The 18081-nt window shown below is 54.7% G+C and carries 18 protein-coding genes; 3 read left to right on the forward strand and 15 right to left on the reverse strand.

Features of this window, described 5'->3' with window-relative positions; all coding sequences use genetic code 11:
* Positions 1-16: 16 nt before the first annotated feature.
* From C2E16_RS11490 to C2E16_RS11505, 4 genes are all read right to left on the reverse strand, one after another.
* Positions 17-463 carry a YcgN family cysteine cluster protein gene (locus tag C2E16_RS11490; RefSeq protein WP_038625806.1) on the reverse strand — a complete coding sequence of 149 codons (447 nt, stop codon included), beginning with the start codon at positions 461-463 and terminating at the stop codon, positions 17-19.
* Between the two features lie 60 nt (positions 464-523).
* Positions 524-1183, reverse strand: coding sequence for a fumarylacetoacetate hydrolase family protein (locus C2E16_RS11495; protein ID WP_038625804.1), 660 nt, complete (start codon positions 1181-1183; stop codon positions 524-526).
* 46 nt (positions 1184-1229) lie between these two features.
* Positions 1230-2321, reverse strand: coding sequence for a lytic murein transglycosylase (locus C2E16_RS11500; protein ID WP_084970184.1), 1092 nt, complete (start codon positions 2319-2321; stop codon positions 1230-1232).
* 85 nt (positions 2322-2406) lie between these two features.
* Positions 2407-2682: a YcgL domain-containing protein gene (locus tag C2E16_RS11505; RefSeq protein WP_038625801.1), complete on the reverse strand. Its 276-nt coding sequence runs from the start codon at positions 2680-2682 to the stop codon at positions 2407-2409.
* A gap of 160 nt (positions 2683-2842) precedes the next feature.
* On the opposite strand from C2E16_RS11505, the gene minC reads away from it, so the two are divergent.
* The 3 genes from minC to minE are packed head-to-tail and all read left to right on the forward strand — an operon-like array spanning position 2843 to position 4655.
* The gene (gene minC, locus C2E16_RS11510) at positions 2843-3538 is read left to right on the forward strand and encodes a septum site-determining protein MinC (protein ID WP_038625799.1); all 696 of its coding nucleotides are present in this window, start codon (positions 2843-2845) and stop codon (positions 3536-3538) included.
* A gap of 31 nt (positions 3539-3569) precedes the next feature.
* Positions 3570-4382 (forward strand): septum site-determining protein MinD, encoded by an 813-nt coding sequence (gene minD, locus C2E16_RS11515; RefSeq protein WP_104951499.1) that lies wholly within the window; start codon positions 3570-3572, stop codon positions 4380-4382.
* Between the two features lie 3 nt (positions 4383-4385).
* Entirely contained in the window at positions 4386-4655 is a 270-nt protein-coding gene (minE, locus tag C2E16_RS11520; protein WP_038625795.1) for a cell division topological specificity factor MinE, read from the forward strand.
* 54 nt (positions 4656-4709) lie between these two features.
* Here minE and rnd read toward each other — a convergent pair whose 3' ends face one another.
* The 11 genes from rnd to C2E16_RS11570 form a co-directional block, all read right to left on the reverse strand.
* Positions 4710-5837, reverse strand: coding sequence for a ribonuclease D (gene rnd, locus C2E16_RS11525; protein WP_038625793.1), 1128 nt, complete (start codon positions 5835-5837; stop codon positions 4710-4712).
* A 109-nt stretch (positions 5838-5946) separates the two neighbouring features.
* Positions 5947-7626, reverse strand: coding sequence for a long-chain-fatty-acid--CoA ligase FadD (fadD, locus tag C2E16_RS11530; RefSeq protein ID WP_133052055.1), 1680 nt, complete (start codon positions 7624-7626; stop codon positions 5947-5949).
* 201 nt (positions 7627-7827) lie between these two features.
* A complete protein-coding gene (locus tag C2E16_RS11535; protein WP_038625789.1) occupies positions 7828-8418 on the reverse strand; it encodes a Slp family lipoprotein in 591 nt (196 codons plus the stop codon).
* 58 nt (positions 8419-8476) lie between these two features.
* Positions 8477-9178: a tRNA (adenosine(37)-N6)-threonylcarbamoyltransferase complex dimerization subunit type 1 TsaB gene (gene tsaB / locus C2E16_RS11540; protein WP_038625787.1), complete on the reverse strand. Its 702-nt coding sequence runs from the start codon at positions 9176-9178 to the stop codon at positions 8477-8479.
* A 56-nt stretch (positions 9179-9234) separates the two neighbouring features.
* On the reverse strand, positions 9235-11145 hold the full coding sequence (locus tag C2E16_RS11545) for an ATP-dependent DNA helicase (RefSeq protein WP_038625785.1): 1911 nt from the start codon (positions 11143-11145) through the stop codon (positions 9235-9237).
* Between the two features lie 301 nt (positions 11146-11446).
* Positions 11447-12763: a phage tail fiber protein gene (locus C2E16_RS21145; RefSeq protein WP_244555278.1), complete on the reverse strand. Its 1317-nt coding sequence runs from the start codon at positions 12761-12763 to the stop codon at positions 11447-11449.
* 23 nt (positions 12764-12786) lie between these two features.
* Positions 12787-13794 carry a DUF6453 family protein gene (locus C2E16_RS20565; RefSeq protein WP_133052054.1) on the reverse strand — a complete coding sequence of 336 codons (1008 nt, stop codon included), beginning with the start codon at positions 13792-13794 and terminating at the stop codon, positions 12787-12789.
* Positions 13794-16493: a phage tail tip protein J-related protein gene (locus tag C2E16_RS11555; protein WP_084970181.1), complete on the reverse strand. Its 2700-nt coding sequence runs from the start codon at positions 16491-16493 to the stop codon at positions 13794-13796. The genes C2E16_RS20565 and C2E16_RS11555 overlap by 1 nt, the downstream gene beginning before the upstream one ends.
* Complete coding sequence (locus tag C2E16_RS11560; protein ID WP_104951500.1) at positions 16493-16891, reverse strand: DUF6950 family protein; 399 nt, start codon at positions 16889-16891, stop codon at positions 16493-16495. Before C2E16_RS11560 ends, C2E16_RS11555 begins: the two co-directional genes overlap by 1 nt.
* 6 nt (positions 16892-16897) lie before the next feature.
* Positions 16898-17482, reverse strand: a complete 585-nt coding sequence (locus tag C2E16_RS11565; protein WP_084970180.1) for a hypothetical protein — start codon at positions 17480-17482, stop codon at positions 16898-16900.
* Positions 17482-18075 (reverse strand): hypothetical protein, encoded by a 594-nt coding sequence (locus tag C2E16_RS11570; RefSeq protein WP_084970179.1) that lies wholly within the window; start codon positions 18073-18075, stop codon positions 17482-17484. Before C2E16_RS11570 ends, C2E16_RS11565 begins: the two co-directional genes overlap by 1 nt.
* Positions 18076-18081: the final 6 nt, after the last annotated feature.

Here is an 18081-nt window from a genome sequence, read left to right on the forward strand (position 1 = left end):
CTGACCCGGAGCGGAATTACGCTTTCCACTCCGGCCGGTTAATGATGTGATCTTCCCAGTCTCTTACCTCGCTTTCACGCACCGCAATATGACGCACCGAAATACGTGCGGCATGCATGGCGGCTTTCGATCCGCTGCGTAGCGGATGCCACACCGGCAGGCCTTTTCCTTCCGCCAGCAAACGATAGGCGCAGCTGGGCGGCAGCCAGGAAAAGGTAGGCAGGTTTTCGCGCGTCAGCTTGATGCAATCCTCTTCATATTCGAAGCGGCGTTCATAGTTGCGGCACTGGCAGGTTTTGATATTCAACTGGTTGCAGGCGACGTTGGTGAAATAGATTTCATCGGTATCGGCGTCCTGCAACTTATTCAGGCAGCACTGTCCGCAACCATCGCACAAGGATTCCCATTCCTCATCACTCATTTGTTCCAGGCTTTTCGCCTGCCAGAAAGGGGTCTCAGTCATTGTGATGTCCGGTTAAGCAAAAGCGCACCTTATAAACAGTTCAGGCTTCAGATGCAAGCGTCACAGCACGCGCGTGCTGATGCCGTGGCCCGCCAGCGACACTTCCAGCGTATCGCCAGCGTGCAGCGGACCTACGCCTTCCGGCGTGCCGGTCAGAATCACGTCGCCCGCGCGCAGGGTGAAATACTTGCTCATATAGGCGATCAGCGGCAGGATCGGCGTGATCATATCCGCCGTGCTGCCCTGTTGCCGCATTTCGCCATTGACCAGCAGCTTCAGTTCGCTCTGCTGCGGATCGCCAGTAAACTGGTTAGCGGGAATAAAGCCGGAAAGCGGGCAGGAATTATCGAAGCCTTTGGCTTTTTCCCACGGCTGGCCCGCTTTTTTCAGGCCTGCCTGAATATCGCGCAGCGTCAGATCGAGCGCGACGCCGTAACCAGCGATCGCCTGCGCCACATGCGCTTCGCTGGCCTGCTTCAGCGTGGCGCCGATCAGCACCGCCATTTCCACCTCATGATGCACGGCGCCCAGATCTTGCGGAATAGAGAGCGGCTGACGCAGATCGCACAGGGCCGTTTCCGGCTTAATAAATATCACCGGCTCCTGCGGCGTGGCGCTGCCCATCTCTTTAATATGCTTTGCGTAGTTGCTGCCGACGCAGACAACCTTACTTACCGGAAAATCTAACAACGCGCCCTGCCAGTTACGATGTTGGTACATGCTTTTCCCCTTGCTGAGAGTGACAGCGCCAGACCGGCGCCGATAGCTACTGTTGCGCCACCGCATCCGCCATTTTGCCGATGCTGATAGCAAAATAATAAGAACGGTTCCAGCGCATGATGGTGCGGAAGTTTTCATACACCATGAAGGCGCGGCCGCCGACGTTATCCGGCAGAATGATCCAGGCGCGCTGTTTGGTGTCGGGCAGCGTCGCGCCTTCCGTCAGCCGCACGCCAAGTTTTTCCCACTCCCCGACCGTTTTCGCCTGCTGGGTTTTCGTCCCCGCCAGGCTGGCGTCGAAATCAACCGGCAGCACCGCTTCCTGGCCCCAGCCTTCGTCAGCGCGCCAGCCCTCTTTCGCCAGATAATTCGCTGTCGAGGCGAAGACGTCGCGGCTGTTGCGCCAGATGTCGATTTTGCCGTCGCCGTCGCCATCCGCGCCGTAGCGCAGATAAGAGCTGGGCATAAACTGGTTCTGCCCCATCGCGCCCGCCCAGGAGCCTTTCATCTCCTGCGCGCTGATATGGCCCTGTTGAATCATTTTCAACGCGGCGATCAGCTCATTGGTAAAGAAGGTTTCGCGGCGACCTTCAAAGGCCAGCGTAGCGAGCGCGGAAATAATGTCTTCGCGGCCCTGCAACTGCCCGAAGTTGCTCTCCATACCCCACAGGGCGACGATATATTGCGGCGGCACGCCATACTGCCGGCTGGCTGCCATCAGCTCGCTTTGATGTTCCTGAAAGCAGCTGCGGCCCAGCGCCATTTTTTTCTCGGTTAACACGCGCGCCAGATAGTCATCCAGCGTAATCTTCTGCTCAGGCTGATTGCGATCCGATTTAATCACCCGATCGACAAAATGGATATTGGCGAAGGCGCTGTTGAGGGTCTGCTCATTAATACCCTGCGCGCGCGCCTGGGTTTTTAACTGTTCCACATAAGCGGGAAATTCCGCCGGATCGCGTCCCTGCTGTGCCAGCGTGCTGTTGCCCGTCGCCGGCTTGAGGAAGCCGCCGCTCTGCTTCGCGGCGGCGGGAGCGGCGGGTGAATTTGCCGGCGGCGCTGACGAGACGCTATTTTTGCTGGCGCATCCCGCCAGCATTATTGAAATCAACGTCGCATTCAGAACATTTAGCTTCATACCTGTTCCTTATTAATCATTTGGGCCAGCGGAAATTAAAATGAAGATTTATTCAGCGACGTATTATTTTACAGATGAATCTGAATTAAACCGGGTCGCCTTTTCCCAGATGTATTTTCAACAGATCTTCCGGCGGCGGAGGAAGCTGTAAATAATAGCCCTGATCCTGAAGCGCCTGTTTCACTTTTTCGATGTCGGCGTTGGCCAGTTTCTTAGTGCGTTCAAGGGGTAACACCATCGCCAGCTGCGGTTTGCCGAAACCGCGCAGCAGTTCCTGCGGCACGCGAGAGAAATCGTCTTTTTTTTCAACATAAAGATAAGTCTGGTCACGCAGAGGACTTCTGTAGATCACACAAAACATATTTTTTACTCGAATTAACCGGGGTGGTGGCTTGCCTGAATATAGCAGTAACTATAACATGCTTGCAGTGGTTAGGAATAATCTCCCGCCTTGATTACGCGCTGGCTAAATCAGGCATAATTTGGTCGGGTTTAGACATAACAGGACTGAGCCAGGACAGATGTCGCAAACGCCAATAGAGTTTAAAGGCAGTAGTTTTACTCTGTCTGTTGTTCATTTACACCACACGCATCCCGATGTGGTTCGTCAGGCGCTTCAGGACAAAATTGACCAGGCACCTGCCTTTCTCAAAAATGCGCCCGTTGTTCTGAATGTGGCCGCCCTGGATGGCGACGTGAACTGGAAGCAGATGCAGCAGGCTATCGCTTCTACGGGCTTACGCATTGTGGGCGTGAGCGGCTGCAAAGATGAAGCGCTGAAGCGCATGATCGCGCGCGCCGGCCTGCCGATTTTGTCCGAAGGTAAAGAACAAAAGAAAAGTCCCGAGCCGGAGCCGGTAGCGGCGCCTGCGCCGGAAAACGTGGTGACGAAAACCCGCCTGGTGACAACGCCGGTGCGTTCGGGGCAGCAGATTTACGCGCGTAACGCCGATCTGATCGTCACCAACAGCGTTAGCGCCGGCGCCGAGCTGGTCGCCGACGGCAATATTCATATTTACGGCATGATGCGCGGACGCGCGCTGGCTGGCGCCAGCGGCGATCGCGACTGCCAGATTTTTTGCACCAGCCTCTCTGCGGAGCTGGTTTCCATCGCTGGCGAATACTGGCTGATGGATCAGATCCCTGCGGAATATTTTGCAAAAGCAGCGCGCCTTAGCCTGAAGGATGGCGCGCTGACTATACAGACATTGAATTAGGCCCCTTTTTATTTATAAGGAATTCTTATATATGGCACGCATTATTGTAGTTACATCCGGCAAAGGGGGCGTTGGCAAGACCACGTCAAGCGCGGCCATCGCAACCGGTCTGGCTCAGAAAGGGAAAAAAACCGTCGTGATCGATTTCGACATCGGTCTGCGTAATCTCGATCTGATCATGGGCTGTGAAAGACGCGTGGTTTATGATTTCGTCAACGTAATCCAGGGCGACGCCACGCTGAACCAGGCACTGATTAAAGACAAACGAACAGAAAACCTCTATATCCTGCCTGCTTCACAAACGCGTGACAAAGACGCCCTGACGCGCGAAGGCGTCGAAAAAGTCCTGAATGAATTAAACACGATGGAGTTTGACTTCGTCCTGTGCGACTCGCCGGCGGGCATTGAAACCGGCGCGCTGATGGCGCTCTATTTCGCCGATGAAGCGATTATCACCACCAACCCGGAAGTCTCTTCCGTACGCGACTCCGACCGTATTTTGGGTATTATCGCCTCAAAATCACGCCGCGCGGAAAATGGACAGGAGCCGGTGAAAGAGCATCTGCTGCTGACCCGTTACAATCCCGGCCGCGTCAGCCGCGGAGACATGCTAAGTATGGAAGACGTGCTGGAAATTCTGCGTATTCCGCTGGTCGGCGTGATCCCGGAAGATCAGTCGGTGCTGCGCGCTTCCAACCAGGGCGAACCCGTCATTCTGGATAAAGAGTCCGATGCGGGCAAAGCCTACGCCGATACCGTTGACCGGTTGCTCGGTGAAGAACGCCCCTTCCGCTTCATTGAAGAAGAGAAGAAGGGATTCCTGAAACGTCTGTTCGGGGGATAAACCATGGCCTTACTCGATTTCTTTTTATCCCGTAAAAAGAACACCGCCAATATCGCCAAGGAAAGGCTGCAGATCATCGTGGCAGAACGCAGGAGGGGCGATAGCGAGCCCCACTATCTTCCACAACTGAAGCGCGACATCCTGGAAGTGATTTGCAAATATGTGAAGATCGATCCAGAGATGGTGACCGTGCAGCTCGATCAGCGCGGCGATGATATCTCGATACTGGAACTTAACGTGACGCTGCCGGAAATGGAAGAAGCTGCGAAATGACCTTTTTCCTTTCCTGATCTTCCCCTGCCTTACGCAGGGGAAACTTTTCGCGGGCTATTGCGGATAGTCAGCCAACACCTGCCTGATTTCCTGCTCCATCAGCTCGCCCCGCCAGCCGCTTACCAGTTCGGGCAGACGCTCGCGCGGTTTGATCTGCCAGTGCCAGCTCAGCAGCTGATTAATCTGACGGCGTGACGCCAGCAGCTCGGTACTCAGTCCGCTGCGTTCGCTCACCTCCTGAACCACCGCTTTCAGCGCCTTAAAGGCTTTTTTATAGAGCGGGTGCTCATTGATATTCATCAGCACCGGCGGCAGTTCTTCCTCCGGCAATGCGTTAGCCGCGCTGACGATATCCAGCAGCGTTTTACCATGAAAACGAATTTCATGGCCGCTCAGCCCTAAGTGGTCCAGCTCGCCCAACGTGCCCGGCAGATAGCGCGCTACCTTCCACAAGTTTTCCTCACGCACCACGAAATTCACCGCCATGTTTTTTTCACGCGCCAGCTTCAGACGCCAGGCCGCCATGCGCTGCAAGGCCGCCAGCTGACGCGGACGCAGCAACGACGCGTTGCTGATTTCGCGGTATGCCTCTTCCGGCTGCAAAATATCGGTACGACGCTGGCACAGCAGCAGACATTCGCTGCGCGCCGCCTCCAGCTGGCCTGCGGCGGCCGTTTCGTCCATCAGCGTATGGGCGATCGGCAACAGCCAGAAGACATCCGCCGCGGCATATTCGCACTGACGCGCGGAAAGCGGACGCGCCAGCCAGTCGGTGCGCGATTCGCTTTTATCCAGTACTTCGCCGGTAAAGTTTTCCACCATCGCCGCAAAGCCCATCGACAACGGACGGCCGCTGAACGCCGCCAGAATTTGGGTATCGATTAGCGGCGTCGGCAGTACGCCGAAACTGTGCAGAAAGACCTCAAGATCTTCGCTGCCGGCATGCAGGAATTTAGTGACGCGACTGTCGCTCAGCAGTTCGATCAGCGGCTGCCATGCAGTGATAGTTAGCGGATCGACCAGGGTCACCTGCTCGCCGTCATAAATCTGCAGCAGGCCCAGCTGCGGGTAATAGGTGCGGGTACGGACAAATTCGGTATCAAGCGCAATCGCGCGATGTTGGCGCGCCGCCTCACAGCAGACTTGCAGCGCTTCATTGGTCGTGATGTAGGTGTAATTCAAATCCTTGCTCTCTTGGCAGCGGAACGTGCATCGCTGATGCTCAGTGAAATGACAATAAAAACGCCGGTTTCCCGGCGTTTTCATCAACATTCTATCACATTACGGGCGGTCAGGCGGCAGGCGCTTTGCTTATCTCGTCGCGCAACGCGCGGCGCAGAATTTTGCCAACGTTGGTTTTCGGCAGGTCGTCACGGAATTCGACAATCTTCGGCACCTTGTAGCCGGTCAGGTGACGACGGCAGTGAGCGATCAGCTCCTCTTTGGTCAGCCCAGGATCTTTTTTCACGATGCAGATTTTAACCGCTTCACCGGAGAGGTCGCTGGGCACGCCGATCGCCGCCGCTTCGCGCACTTTCGGATGCTGCATCACCACATCCTCGATTTCATTGGGGTAGACATTGAAGCCGGAGACCAGAATCATATCCTTTTTACGATCGACGATGCGTAAAAAGCCCTCTTCATCGACGGTCACGATATCGCCGCTGTAGAGCCAGCCATCTTTCAGCACTTCTTCGGTGGCATCAGGCCGCTGCCAGTAACCGATCATCACCTGCGGGCCTTTGATGCAAAGCTCGCCCGGCTGCCCTTCTGCCACTTCAAGGCCGTTATCATCCACCAGCTTAATATCGGTCGAGGGTACCGGCAGGCCGATGCTGCCGTTATGACAGGTAATATCGTAAGGATTGACCGACACCAGCGGCGAGCACTCGGTCAGGCCGTAACCTTCCAGCAGATAGTGGCCGGTCAGCTTTTCCCAGCGCTCCGCTACCGCCTTCTGTACCGACATGCCGCCACCGGCAGACAGGCGCAGCGTAGAAAAATCGAGTTGCTGGAACTGTTTGTCATTCAGCAGCGCATTAAACAGCGTGTTGACGCCGGTAATCGCGGTAAAAGGATATCTGCTTAGCTCTTTTACAAAGCCGGGAATATCGCGCGGATTGGTGATCAGCAGATTCTGGCCGCCCAGTTCGATAAACAGCAGGCAGTTCACGGTCAGCGCGAAGATGTGATAGAGCGGCAAAGCCGTCACCACCAGCTCTTTGCCGTCGCGCAGCAGCGAACCATAGGTGGCTTTAGTCTGTTCGAGATTGGCCTGCATATTGCGGTGCGTCAGCATTGCCCCTTTGGCGATGCCGGTAGTGCCGCCGGTGTACTGCAAAAAGGCGAGATCGTCGTTGAAGATAGCGGGTCTGATATAGCCCAGCTGTGCGCCCTGCTGCAATACGCTGCGGAAAGAGACCGCATCCGGCAGATTATATTTCGGCACCAGGCGCTTGATGTATTTCACCACGAAGTTGACCAGCGTGGCTTTCGCGGGCGAAAGCTGATCGCCCAGGCGCGTCAGAATAACGTGTTTAACCGGCGTCCTCGCCACCACTTTTTCCAGCGTGTGGGCGAAGTTAGAGACAATGACAATCGCTTTGGCGCCGCTGTCATTGAGCTGATGCTCCAGCTCGCGCGGCGTATAGAGCGGATTGACGTTCACCACTACCAACCCGGCGCGCAGCACGCCGAACAGCGCCACTGGATATTGCAGCAGGTTCGGCATCATAATGGCGACGCGATCGCCTTTGCTCAGTCCCAGCTTATGCTGGAGATACGCGGCAAAAGCCCGGCTACGCTGCTCCAGCGTACGGAAACTCATCGACTGTCCCATATTGGTAAACGCGGGACGATCGGCGTAACGCTGGGACGCCTGTTCAAACAGATCGATAAGCGACGTATAACGATCGGCATCGATCTCGGCCGGAACATCGGCGGGGTAACGGTTCAGCCAGACCTTATTCAAGGATTCACCTCGGAAATCATATTTATTCGCCATCGCAGCCTCAGCGTTGCACACCGTTAACAATATTTTAACTCATTGTACCAGTATGTCTGGTTCGCTGATTTCAGGCTGCGAAGCCCATCACTAAATTTTTATTGGCGTTAAAACGAAACGGCCCGGTCACATCGCATGTGGCCGGGCCGTCAACATCTGCCGCCGCGCTTATTCGGTGAGAATCGTCTGCACCTGCGCGGGACCGGTATTGTAATAACCCATCCAGGGATTTGGGCCCCAGTAGCCCGGATGATGCCGCGTCGGTCCATACCAGATCCAGGGATCGATCGGCTGCGTCGGCATAATGACCTGCTGCTGTACGCGCCAGCGCTGGTAGCCGGTGACATCCACTACGATAAAGGTATAGCTGGCCTTGCCAATTTCCCCTTTCTCGCTGCCTTTAATCGTTCCGACGACCGTCACCATCTGGTTCGTGACATCGACCGGATCGATAAATCCGTTAACGTCCGCCCAGATGCGGCCGACTGACGCGGCGCCCAGCCGGGGCCGCGCACTCTCATCCAGCGGTTGCGTGGCGATTTCAAGCCGCGTACGGCCGTCCAGGTTAGTCACCTTCACCACTTTGCCGCCGAAGCGGGCTTCCTGACCGACATAAAGCTGAGGCGCGTTCATTACGCGCAGCAGATCCTGCTGCGGCACAGGTGAACGACCTTTCACCGAGTCAGGAACGGTAACGCAGCCGCTCAGCAACAGCGCAGCCAAAACGATGGCTGACGCACTTATCAGATTTTTACGCATAGCTTTCTCCAGCAACCTGCCAGATTAGACTATTACCTAATAAATAAGTTGCCGCCAGCTATGCGCGCCCCGGCAATTTTTTCCATGTCACTTCGTTGCGCAGATAGGTTGGTTCGGCCTGCTCCGGCGGCAACGCTTTGCCCTGTTGCCAGAGCTGTTGCGCCAGCGCCAGCATCGCTTCCGCCGTCGGCAACGTCACGTCGCTTGCCAGCAGCGTCAGCGGGCTTTCCGCCGCCAGATTCGGCCAGGCCTGCCAGCCGGTGCCAACGGTGGTCCATTCGCCTGATAGCTGCTGCATGCGCGCCAGCGCCGCCTCAGGCTTCAGCACGGCTTCGCTCTCTTCGCCGCGCCATGCGCCATCTTCCTCACGCTGATATTCCGCCCAGTAGACTTCGCCCATGCGCGCGTCGATCGCCGCCAGCACGCGCGTGGCGCCGTGACGCTGCCAGGCGGCTTCGGCCATGGTCATCAAGGTGGAAACGCCCAGCAGCGGCAGACTGGCGCCGAAGGCGAGCCCCTGCGCAATGCCGATGCCGATGCGCACGCCGGTAAAGCTGCCGGGACCGCGGCCAAACGCCAGCGCGTCCAGCTGCGTCAGCGCCAGCTGATGGCGCGTCAGCATCTCTTCCACCAGCGGCAGTATGCGCTGGGTGTGCTCACGCGCGCAGAGTTCAAAATGGGCGTCGACGACGCCGTCCAGCAATAGCGCTACCGAACAGGCTTCGGTAGCCGTATCAAGAGCTAAAATTCGCGCGGACATGACAACCTCAGGCGAGAAAATTTTTCGGCGCGCATCTTAGCACAGCCTGACGGGAATTACTCATCATCAGACCGACGCAGAAAACGCGCCGCCTGCTGCAGATCGCGGGTGCGCGGCGTCGGCGGCAGGCTGTTAAGGAATACCGCGCCGTAAGGACGCATCACCAGCCGGTTATCGCAAATTACCAGCACGCCGCGATCGTCCACGTCGCGAATCAGACGTCCTACGCCCTGCTTCAGCGTAATCACCGCGTCAGGAAGTTGAACGTCGTCAAACGGATCGCCGCCGCGCAGACGACAATCTTCCATCCGCGCCTTCAGCAGCGGATCGTCCGGCGAGGTGAACGGCAGTTTATCGATGATCACCAGCGAGAGCGCGTCGCCGCGCACGTCCACCCCTTCCCAGAAGCTGCTGGTCGCCACCAGCAGGGCGTTGCCCGCCTCGACGAACTGCTTCAGCAGCTGCGCCTTGCCGGTTTCGCCCTGCAACAGCACCGGCAGCGTCAGACTGGCGCGGAACTCCTCCGCCAGCGCGCGCATCATCTGATGGGAGGTGCAGAGGAAAAAACAGCGGCCGTTGTTGGCCTCAATCAGCGGCAGCAGACGCCGCGCCAGCTGACGCGCGCCGCCGGGTTGATTAGGCGACGGCAGATCGCGCGGCACGCAAAGCAGCGCCTGACGCGCGTAGTCAAAGGGGCTGTTCAGGATCATGCTCTGCGCTTTGTGCACGCCCAGGCGGTCTTTAAAGTGGGTCATTTGCTCATTTACCGCCAGCGTGGCGGAGGTGAAAACCCAGGCGGCGGGACGTTCGTCCATCACTTCGCGGAAACGCTCGGCCACCGAGAGCGGCGTCAGCGCCAGCACGAAGTGGCGCGAGCTGCATTCATACCAGTAGCTAAAACCCGGCTCGTTAATATTTTTTAAGCGTTTCAGACGGCTGCGGTAGAGCGACGCGCGATCGAAGGCGGCGTCCAGCAGCGCCGAGCGCCCCAACGACATCTTCGCCACGTCGTAGCAGAGCTCCAGCGCATCATCCAGCAGCGTCAGCGCCCGCTGCACGTCGCGGTCGGCCAGCACCTCGCGCAGATTGCCGCGGAATCCCGGCTCGCCCAGCGCCAGGCGAAAATCCTGCGCGCTTTGCGCCAGTCGATCGGCTGATTTTTGCAGTTGCTGCACGTCACGCACCTCGGTGCGATAGGCGATGATGATATCCTTCGCCAGATCCAGCAGCTGACGGCTGGTGAGCTGCTGGCCAAAATACTGGCTGGCGATATCCGGCACCTGATGCGCCTCGTCGAAGATCATCACGTCCGCTTCCGGGATCAGTTCGGCGAAGCCGCTCTCTTTCACCACCATATCTGCCAGAAACAGATGATGGTTGACCACCACCACGTCGGCGTCCATTGCCCGACGACGCGCTTTCACTACAAAGCACTCTTTATAAAGCGGGCAATCGTTGCCCAGGCAGTTATCGTTCGTGCTGGTGACCAGCGGCCAGATGGCGCTGTCTTCCGCCACGCCGCCGCAGTTGCTGATATCGCCGTCTTGCGTTTCGCTGGCCCAGCTGCGCAGATAAACCAGATCGCTGAGCGTCTGCACGTTCAGCTCGCCGCCGGTCATCGCCTGCTGTTCCAGACGTTCCAGGCAAAGATAGTTGGATCGCCCTTTCAGCAATGCGGTTTTGCCTTTGTAATCCAGCGCCCGCGCCACGCCCGGCAGGTCGCGGCTGTAAAGCTGATCCTGAAGCGCTTTCGAACCGGTGGAAATGATCGCCTTTTTCCCGGCGCGCAGCACCGGCGCCAGATAGGCGTAGGTTTTACCCGTACCCGTGCCCGCTTCGACCACCAGTTCGCTACGCTGTTCTATCGCCTGCGCGACCGCCGCCGCCATCTGCTGCTGCGCTTCGCGCGGCCTGAAGCCGGGTATTGCCTGCGCAAGAGCGCCATCGGCTGCAAAATCGTCTGCCACATATCCTCACTGGTCGCGTTAAAACGGCCTGATTATGTCAGCATTCCCACGCGGTCTCTACAACAGATGACAGCGCAGGGCTAACTGTGCCAGGCTAACGGCGTCAAAAAATGGAATAAGGAAGCTCGCTATGTCTGTTACCCGTATCGATCCTGAACACCGCATGTCGGAAGCGGCAATTTACCATTTAGTTCAATAAATTACCCTATATCTGCCGCGCTCACACGCCCCGCGATGCGAAAACATGCAAAGCTTTGGCAAAGGTCACAAAGCCCTGCATGTCCCAAATTTGTCTCACCTCTTACTCAGCACTTTCTGGTCTCTCTTCCGGCGGAGTTCCCTTCTCCGGCATCTGCAGGCGGATATCTATCCAGCTGGTAAGGGGCACGTCTATCAATGGCCCTTTCGTCAGTACGATTTCACCATCATCACTGAGCATGTACTTGCGCTTATAGAGACGAACGGTAATGCCACCGCTTTCGGTCTCTTCCGCTTCGACAATCCCCATATCACCAGAGCCCATCGGGTCACGCGGTGGCGACAGCTGCCAGCCTTCTTTTGCCAGTCCCAGCGAACCAGTCAGAGCATAAACGCCAACGTCCATACGCGTAATTGTAATTCCAGCTGCTTCTGAGTTGCGCGTGCCAGCACCGCACCATTCAAAATCCATTTCATCTATATCTGCCCGCTGGCTCTCTTCCTGAGATTTAACGATTCGGGCAACAGGTGAGGCAGCTTTCAGCGTGCCGTCTGCGGCGCGGGTTGTATTTAGCGTTCCGTACAGCGTGTTAAGCATCCGAGCGCCATTGCTTTTACGGATTGTTCTGGCTCTGGCTATACAGTCACTGCCGATAAAGATTTGGTGGATGAGATCGCTTGAGTATGCTCCGTTAAATGTTACGCCATAGGATTGCCCCAGATCTGGGTCCTGATTACCTCCGCCATACCTCCATGCCCCGGTTACAGCTGGCAATGTGCCATGGCTCGCTGACACGTATCCAGAGTCGGCAATGCCGCCAAGGCCATAATCCCCCTCAGTAAGTACACTGCCAGTACCTACGGTGTCCTTTACTGCTGCCGACCCTAATCCCAGGTTTTTTCTGGCCGTTGCTGCATCTTTAGCGCCAGTACCTCCCTGTGCAACAGAAATAGCAGTCGTCAGGGCGGACAGTGACGTAATATCGTTGTTATCACCTTTAGCCGCTTTGTTATTGAGCAATGCGGTAATAGCACTCCATGCCGGGCCTGTAAATTGACTGCCATCCGGCAACGTTACCGTTATATTTCCCGTTCCGCTGAAAACCTGCTGCCAGTTGGCTTTATCCAGATTCATTCCACGAATGGCTTTAGCCACATCGGCGGCAACTTGCGCAGTAATTCCGACAAGCGTTGCGTTTGGCACTGGCGTCCATGCAAGGCCGGTTGTGGTAGGACCGTTATAAGCGGCTGCCAGAGTTAATCCGGTATTAGATTCAACAGATTTAACGCCGAGCGTATAGGTTACCCCGCCCACAACAGCGACCAGAAAATCATTTGCTGCTAATTCCGTGGTGAATGATGTGCCGGTACCAGTAACGGCAGCTGAGTTGTTTGTTAGCTTGATAGTGCCTGCTGGCATAATTATCTCCGTGCACTAAATGATTAATTAAAATAATGTGAGGCATCAAGTACGATTAATGGCAAGGTCATGTTTGGAAATTCAGGCTGATAGTAATCAGTGTACCAGTTTGCTAATAATCTTCCCCTTGTCGCCCCGACACTCGATCCATTCATCATGAGACCCTTTGACCATATTTCCCATGATTCACCGCCATTTATGGCATTACCCTGCAAACCATAAACGCCAAGAGGAACCAATGGTCTTGCGATTCCAGTATTAACAACGCCGCCAGAATTAAAATTAACGGTGTTCTTGTAAAACATTGGAATATAATTTGAATTGTAAGTGCACTGACCTGATGAATTAAAAATATAAAGACCATAATCAGGCATTGTTAAATTGAATCCGTTACTGAATATCGCAATGTTAATTGTTACTGTGGTATTCCTAACATAAACCGTCTTGTTTGTACTGACATATTCAACCGATGCCCCTGAGTTGCTCCAGTTACCGAACACAGAACAATTATCCCTGCCTGGTATGTTAGTTGGAACTGTCCATGATTGGTTATTACCCAGCGTGATAGTGGTTCGATACACACAAAACCCCGCCTTCGTGGCATTCGTTATGGCAGAAAAATCAGATGAATCAGGAAGGTAAAGACCATACGTTCCCGTTCCTGTTGCTGATGTCTCATAAACGTCATAAAGTAAATTTCCATCCTTACTTATTAGTGGAATCCCGGCAGTATCACCTGTCAGACTTATTATTACATTAGATCCTGACATGGAAATACTTTTAGTAATTGAAGCCCACACAGCAAGTGAAGGCCCAAAGTCCTGAAAAAATTCCCCAGGATGAACCGGAACAACAACCAATGTGCTTCCGCTTGATTTCTCCGTTATATTTGTCGTTACTGTCAGACTACCTCCTGCTCCGACAGATATTGATAACCTGCGTAAAAATGTCAGAGATCTGGCCCCTCCTTGGGCCAGGTTGAAGTAAGTTTTCCCGTTGTCATTCGTTATCCAAAGTCCCGCTTCTGCCATTATGGTCTTAGCCCCATTTTAACCAATACAACGCCAGCACTGCTTTTAAGTCCGGCGCCTGTAGAATCAATAAAGAAGCCACTGTTTGCCGAGCGGAAATTAAGCTGGTTATTGTCCTTACCAAATTGCCACCCATTACCAGACGCGTAACCGACAGATTCCAGCGTCCCTGCTATTTTCGCATTCGTAATAGCCGCGTCTTTTATTTTTGCACTATCAATGCTGGCGTCCTGTATCAGTGCAGAGCGGATAAATATTTGCCCGTTAATTGCAGCGAAAGCCAGTTGATAGTTTCCGGGGTTATTTCCAGTATAAATGCCGAATTGGTCAGCACTAAAAGCCAGCGTTGATTTATAACCACCACCCGAAGGCTCAATGCCCATTGCCATTCCGGCCTTGTAATACTGACCGTTTCGAAGAATCTGCAGGCCCACATCATAGAACGCACTGGCGCTACCATCTGAATTTACGGTGGCTGTCAGCTTCTGATTAACTGAAGAAGTCAGGTTGCTGATTTGAGCCTGTACGAGCGTGTTCTGCTCTGCCATCGCTTTACTGACGTCTGCGATAGTGGTGCGAACAGTCAGAATGTCAGCCCTTACCTCGCCATATTGCCGGAACTGGTGATCGACACTGGATTTATTATCAAGCGCGTTCTGCAGCATTCCTTCAATGTTGGTATCAATCTGGCTTGAAAGGCGATCAAATGCTCCTGATTCGCGTATCTGCTCATCGATATAATCGATTAGCTCGCCGGTATCGGTGTTACACACCACGGGAACCTCAATAAATGCTGATGTCCCGAATGCGTTAATAGTCCTGACATACCAGTAATAAACCGGGCCTATCTGCAGCTCATAAGCCGTCCAGGTGGTTCCTGTGCCGGCCCTGCTGGCATTTCCCTCTACAGTATCTGCATTAATGTTCGCCAGTTTTGTTTGCCCTGAAGTCCAGAAATCAAACTGAGTGGAAATGTTGGTTATCTCAGCCAGCCGCGGGATTAACGTTACTGAAAAATATCCCTGCTTCTGCTCCACTTTTGACGGAGGCGGAGGTGCTTCAATGCTGAACTCAAGGTATGCTTCAGGCGACTCTGCCCCCATCTGGTTTACCGCGATAACATGAGCAGTGTATGTGTCACGCATCAGGCCGGTCAGCCTGGTAAAAAAACCCGGAACCTGTACAGACATCACCAGTTCACCATCACGACGGATGAGCACTTTGTTATAAATAAATTGCCCCACGTTCTGCCATGACAGCACGCCCTGTACTACCTGCCCGATTTCTTCGACCGTATATTTCAGATTCTGGGGCTGCGCAACGCCTCCGGTAGGGAGTTGAGTGAAAGGCGGTCGATCTATTGGCTTGCCAATGGCGTCACCCCAGACCTCTGCCGTTTCCTGTTTGAGTGTCAGCTGGACACCGTTCTGCACGCCAAACTTCCAGTCTGTCACGCGCATTTCAACGTTAATGATACCCAAAGAAGGAAAATTCACTTTCACATACATGCCCGGCCGGTAGCGGTAACCGCTCAGATTAAGCGTCACGTTCATCGTTCTGGAGATGCGCGTGCGCTTAAGCTTGATATCGGCCAGGCGCTGCGCCTGATATTCTGAGGTGACAAAGCGCAGCTTTAAATCCTGTGAAATCTCAACGCCATCTTCTGTGACCCATTCGGAAACAGAGACCGCCGGGAAATCTACTTCAGAGAAGCGCTGCTGTGGGTCAATGAATGTCCCGTTAATAGTATTAACCCGCTCGGACTGGGATACTTCCGGCATAATTTCAATGTCACCGGCAAGCTGGCTTTCGCTGATTACCTCTACTGCCGGTCCGTAATAGGCGCCGACGATAATCCCATGCTTACCGGCGATATATGTAGCTTCACCAGAGCAGGCAGAAAGCATGGCTTCAAGGATGCTTGCCTTGTTCTCGCTCAGGTCAAACTCGCCGTTAATGGTGTACCGCGGCTCTGTTTTACCATCTGCACGGGTTACAGTTTCATCACAGATATTTGCCGCTTCCTGAAACTGATCCCAGTTGATATCTGCGTCGGCCACCTTCAGATAGTTCCGGTAATAATCCAGGATGCACAGCGCCGCGTTATTGCTGTAAACAGTCTTACCCATCCGCGGGTCGTAAACGGCGCGGCCAAGCTTCTCGACCGTTACATTCGGTATGCCTGATGGGAATTTCTCGGCATCAAACTTCAGCGTCAGGCGAAGCCAGCTGATGCCCTTGCCGATCATGTCCTCTTTCCATGAGGGTGCATTTTTCAGGAGATAAGGGTCGGCGGTCTGGCGGTCAATATGCACTTCGTAAGTCGCGCTATCACCATACGTATCGATAGTGTCATCACCGAGATAGATTGCGCCAATACCGGTTATTGGATGCCCGGCCAGCGTAATGGCGAGGTGGAGCAATTCGCCGTCTGCCTGATCGCCTTCCTGCTCTTCTGAGAAAAACAGAGTGCCGGCAGAAAGAGAACGACCATAGACTACTGTCTTTGCACTCGCGGCAGCACGGAGAACCTGCTTTCTCTCCTGAGTGTTTCTGTACGAATCCAGCGCGGGTGTTTTGGTCAGCGCCTGAGTCGCTATCTGAGCGGCTACAGTAATAACCATCGCAATAGCATACGCTTCGTTTGCTACTGCAATCCCTGCGGCAACAGACGCAATAACAGGAATAGCTGCAGGCATCAGCGGACCCTCCACACGCTCAGCGGATTGAGTCGTAAACCGACCAGCCCGCTCTCACCCGGCACCCAAACGGCACCACCATAAATGACCCCGGCACATTTCCGGCCTGCATTCTCAATCACGGCGATATCACCGCGCTGTGCCAGCGCCGGGGTTACTTCATCCAGAAATTGAGCCAGTACTTTTTCCAGAGAGCCACCGCTGCGCAGCAGCGTCTTTTTGGCGCCTGTTTCGCTGTTGTATGTTCCCCGAAACCCGACAGCAAAATCTTCCCCGCTCATCGCTTTGGCACAGTCGGCAGCAAACAGGCAACAGTCATGCTCACCCCATAAAAAAGGCCGCTTTTCAGCGGCCTTAATCACGGTTACCAGTCTTTTCTGCCAGTCAGGATGTTTCATAAAACCTCACGAATAGGTAAAGCCTGGGGCATCCTTTTTACTGCCCCAGAAAATAGAGCGTTCTGACATCTGCGCTACATAGCGAAAAATCCGGTCTCCGGGCTCTGCCGCCTGATGTGACTCATCGGTATAGCGATCCGGAAATGGACGTTGCCAGTCCTCAAAGATATTGCTGACAGTGTATTGAAGCGCATTGGTTTCTCCGGCCGTCGCCCCTGTGCTGGAGACCTTACCCTTGAAGATGAGATCTGCCACCTGCGGCTTGCCGTTGTCGTCAATCGCAACCAGATATATCTCTGCCGGCCGACCTACACACCGCTCATTCAGGGTGCTGGCGAACAGCGCCATATCCAGACCGGAAAGCGTCATTTTTAACTGCGTGGGGCTGGTTGTATTGGTTTCGCTGACATCATCAATGGCACCCAGGCGCCCCATGCCATAATAAACAAAACCATTGAGAACCAGCGGGCCGGTTCCTGAATGCACATAAACCGTGCCTGATTCGAACTGGATGTTCGCAGCAATGACTACCGTCACGCGGTCGCGTGAAAGCCAGTCGACCATGGAGTCAGAAAACGGGGAATAAAGCATTAAAACGCCTCCTCAAATTCAATCGTCATTGACGTTACACCGCCCGGCGCCCTGGCATATGATCCCTGTGAGTTATCTGCCAGCTTGAAAATTCCCCATGGTTGTTTCACTTCGACCGCACTGTTCGCTGCTGGCGAAGACCGCAGCATCGGCGCAATGGGGATTACTGCCACACCGTAAGCATTACTCTTGACGTCCGCAGTCACTTTTTTCAGCTCCGAGTTCACTGTCAGATAATCACCCGCACGCAGCACCACCGTGTTTGCAGTCCACCCTTTGGTTGAAAGCGTGGCGCCGGTCTGGTCAGGGTCTGACACAACAGGACTCCCCGCCGGCGCTTTACCATCCCTGCCCCAGTCCCGAATCCGAACGCGACCATATTCGCCATCCAGCGCAGCCAGGACTGCTTCAATTTTTCGGGACTGAGCCTCTTCCAGCACTGAATACTCGACCGTGCATTTCCAGCGAGAGCCGGGAAAGCGGACAACCTGCGAAGCACCATTAAAGGGAGAGCGGAAGGTTTTGGTGTTTGATTCGAGATGCCAGTTAAGCGAGGAAGGATTGGGGCCGGGCCATTCAAGTACATCCGCCATTGTTTA

Source organism: Mixta calida (assembly GCF_002953215.1).
GTDB classification, from domain to species: Bacteria; Pseudomonadota; Gammaproteobacteria; order Enterobacterales; family Enterobacteriaceae; genus Mixta; species Mixta calida.

What these genes read in the sequence shown, in the direction of transcription:
- C2E16_RS11500 (WP_084970184.1), bottom strand. Translation starts at nt 2,321, where the DNA reads ATGAAGCTAAATGTTCTGAATGCGACGTTGATTTCAATAATGCTGGCG.
- C2E16_RS11490 (WP_038625806.1), bottom strand. Translation starts at nt 463, where the DNA reads ATGACTGAGACCCCTTTCTGGCAGGCGAAAAGCCTGGAACAAATGAGT.
- C2E16_RS11535 (WP_038625789.1), bottom strand. Translation starts at nt 8,418, where the DNA reads ATGCGTAAAAATCTGATAAGTGCGTCAGCCATCGTTTTGGCTGCGCTG.
- C2E16_RS11505 (WP_038625801.1), bottom strand. Translation starts at nt 2,682, where the DNA reads ATGTTTTGTGTGATCTACAGAAGTCCTCTGCGTGACCAGACTTATCTT.
- C2E16_RS20565 (WP_133052054.1), bottom strand. Translation starts at nt 13,794, where the DNA reads ATGGCAGAAGCGGGACTTTGGATAACGAATGACAACGGGAAAACTTAC.
- minE (WP_038625795.1), top strand. Translation starts at nt 4,386, where the DNA reads ATGGCCTTACTCGATTTCTTTTTATCCCGTAAAAAGAACACCGCCAAT.
- C2E16_RS11570 (WP_084970179.1), bottom strand. Translation starts at nt 18,075, where the DNA reads ATGGCGGATGTACTTGAATGGCCCGGCCCCAATCCTTCCTCGCTTAAC.
- C2E16_RS11560 (WP_104951500.1), bottom strand. Translation starts at nt 16,891, where the DNA reads ATGAAACATCCTGACTGGCAGAAAAGACTGGTAACCGTGATTAAGGCC.
- C2E16_RS11555 (WP_084970181.1), bottom strand. Translation starts at nt 16,493, where the DNA reads ATGCCTGCAGCTATTCCTGTTATTGCGTCTGTTGCCGCAGGGATTGCA.
- minC (WP_038625799.1), top strand. Translation starts at nt 2,843, where the DNA reads ATGTCGCAAACGCCAATAGAGTTTAAAGGCAGTAGTTTTACTCTGTCT.
- minD (WP_104951499.1), top strand. Translation starts at nt 3,570, where the DNA reads ATGGCACGCATTATTGTAGTTACATCCGGCAAAGGGGGCGTTGGCAAG.
- tsaB (WP_038625787.1), bottom strand. Translation starts at nt 9,178, where the DNA reads ATGTCCGCGCGAATTTTAGCTCTTGATACGGCTACCGAAGCCTGTTCG.
- C2E16_RS21145 (WP_244555278.1), bottom strand. Translation starts at nt 12,763, where the DNA reads ATGCCAGCAGGCACTATCAAGCTAACAAACAACTCAGCTGCCGTTACT.
- C2E16_RS11565 (WP_084970180.1), bottom strand. Translation starts at nt 17,482, where the DNA reads ATGCTTTATTCCCCGTTTTCTGACTCCATGGTCGACTGGCTTTCACGC.
- C2E16_RS11495 (WP_038625804.1), bottom strand. Translation starts at nt 1,183, where the DNA reads ATGTACCAACATCGTAACTGGCAGGGCGCGTTGTTAGATTTTCCGGTA.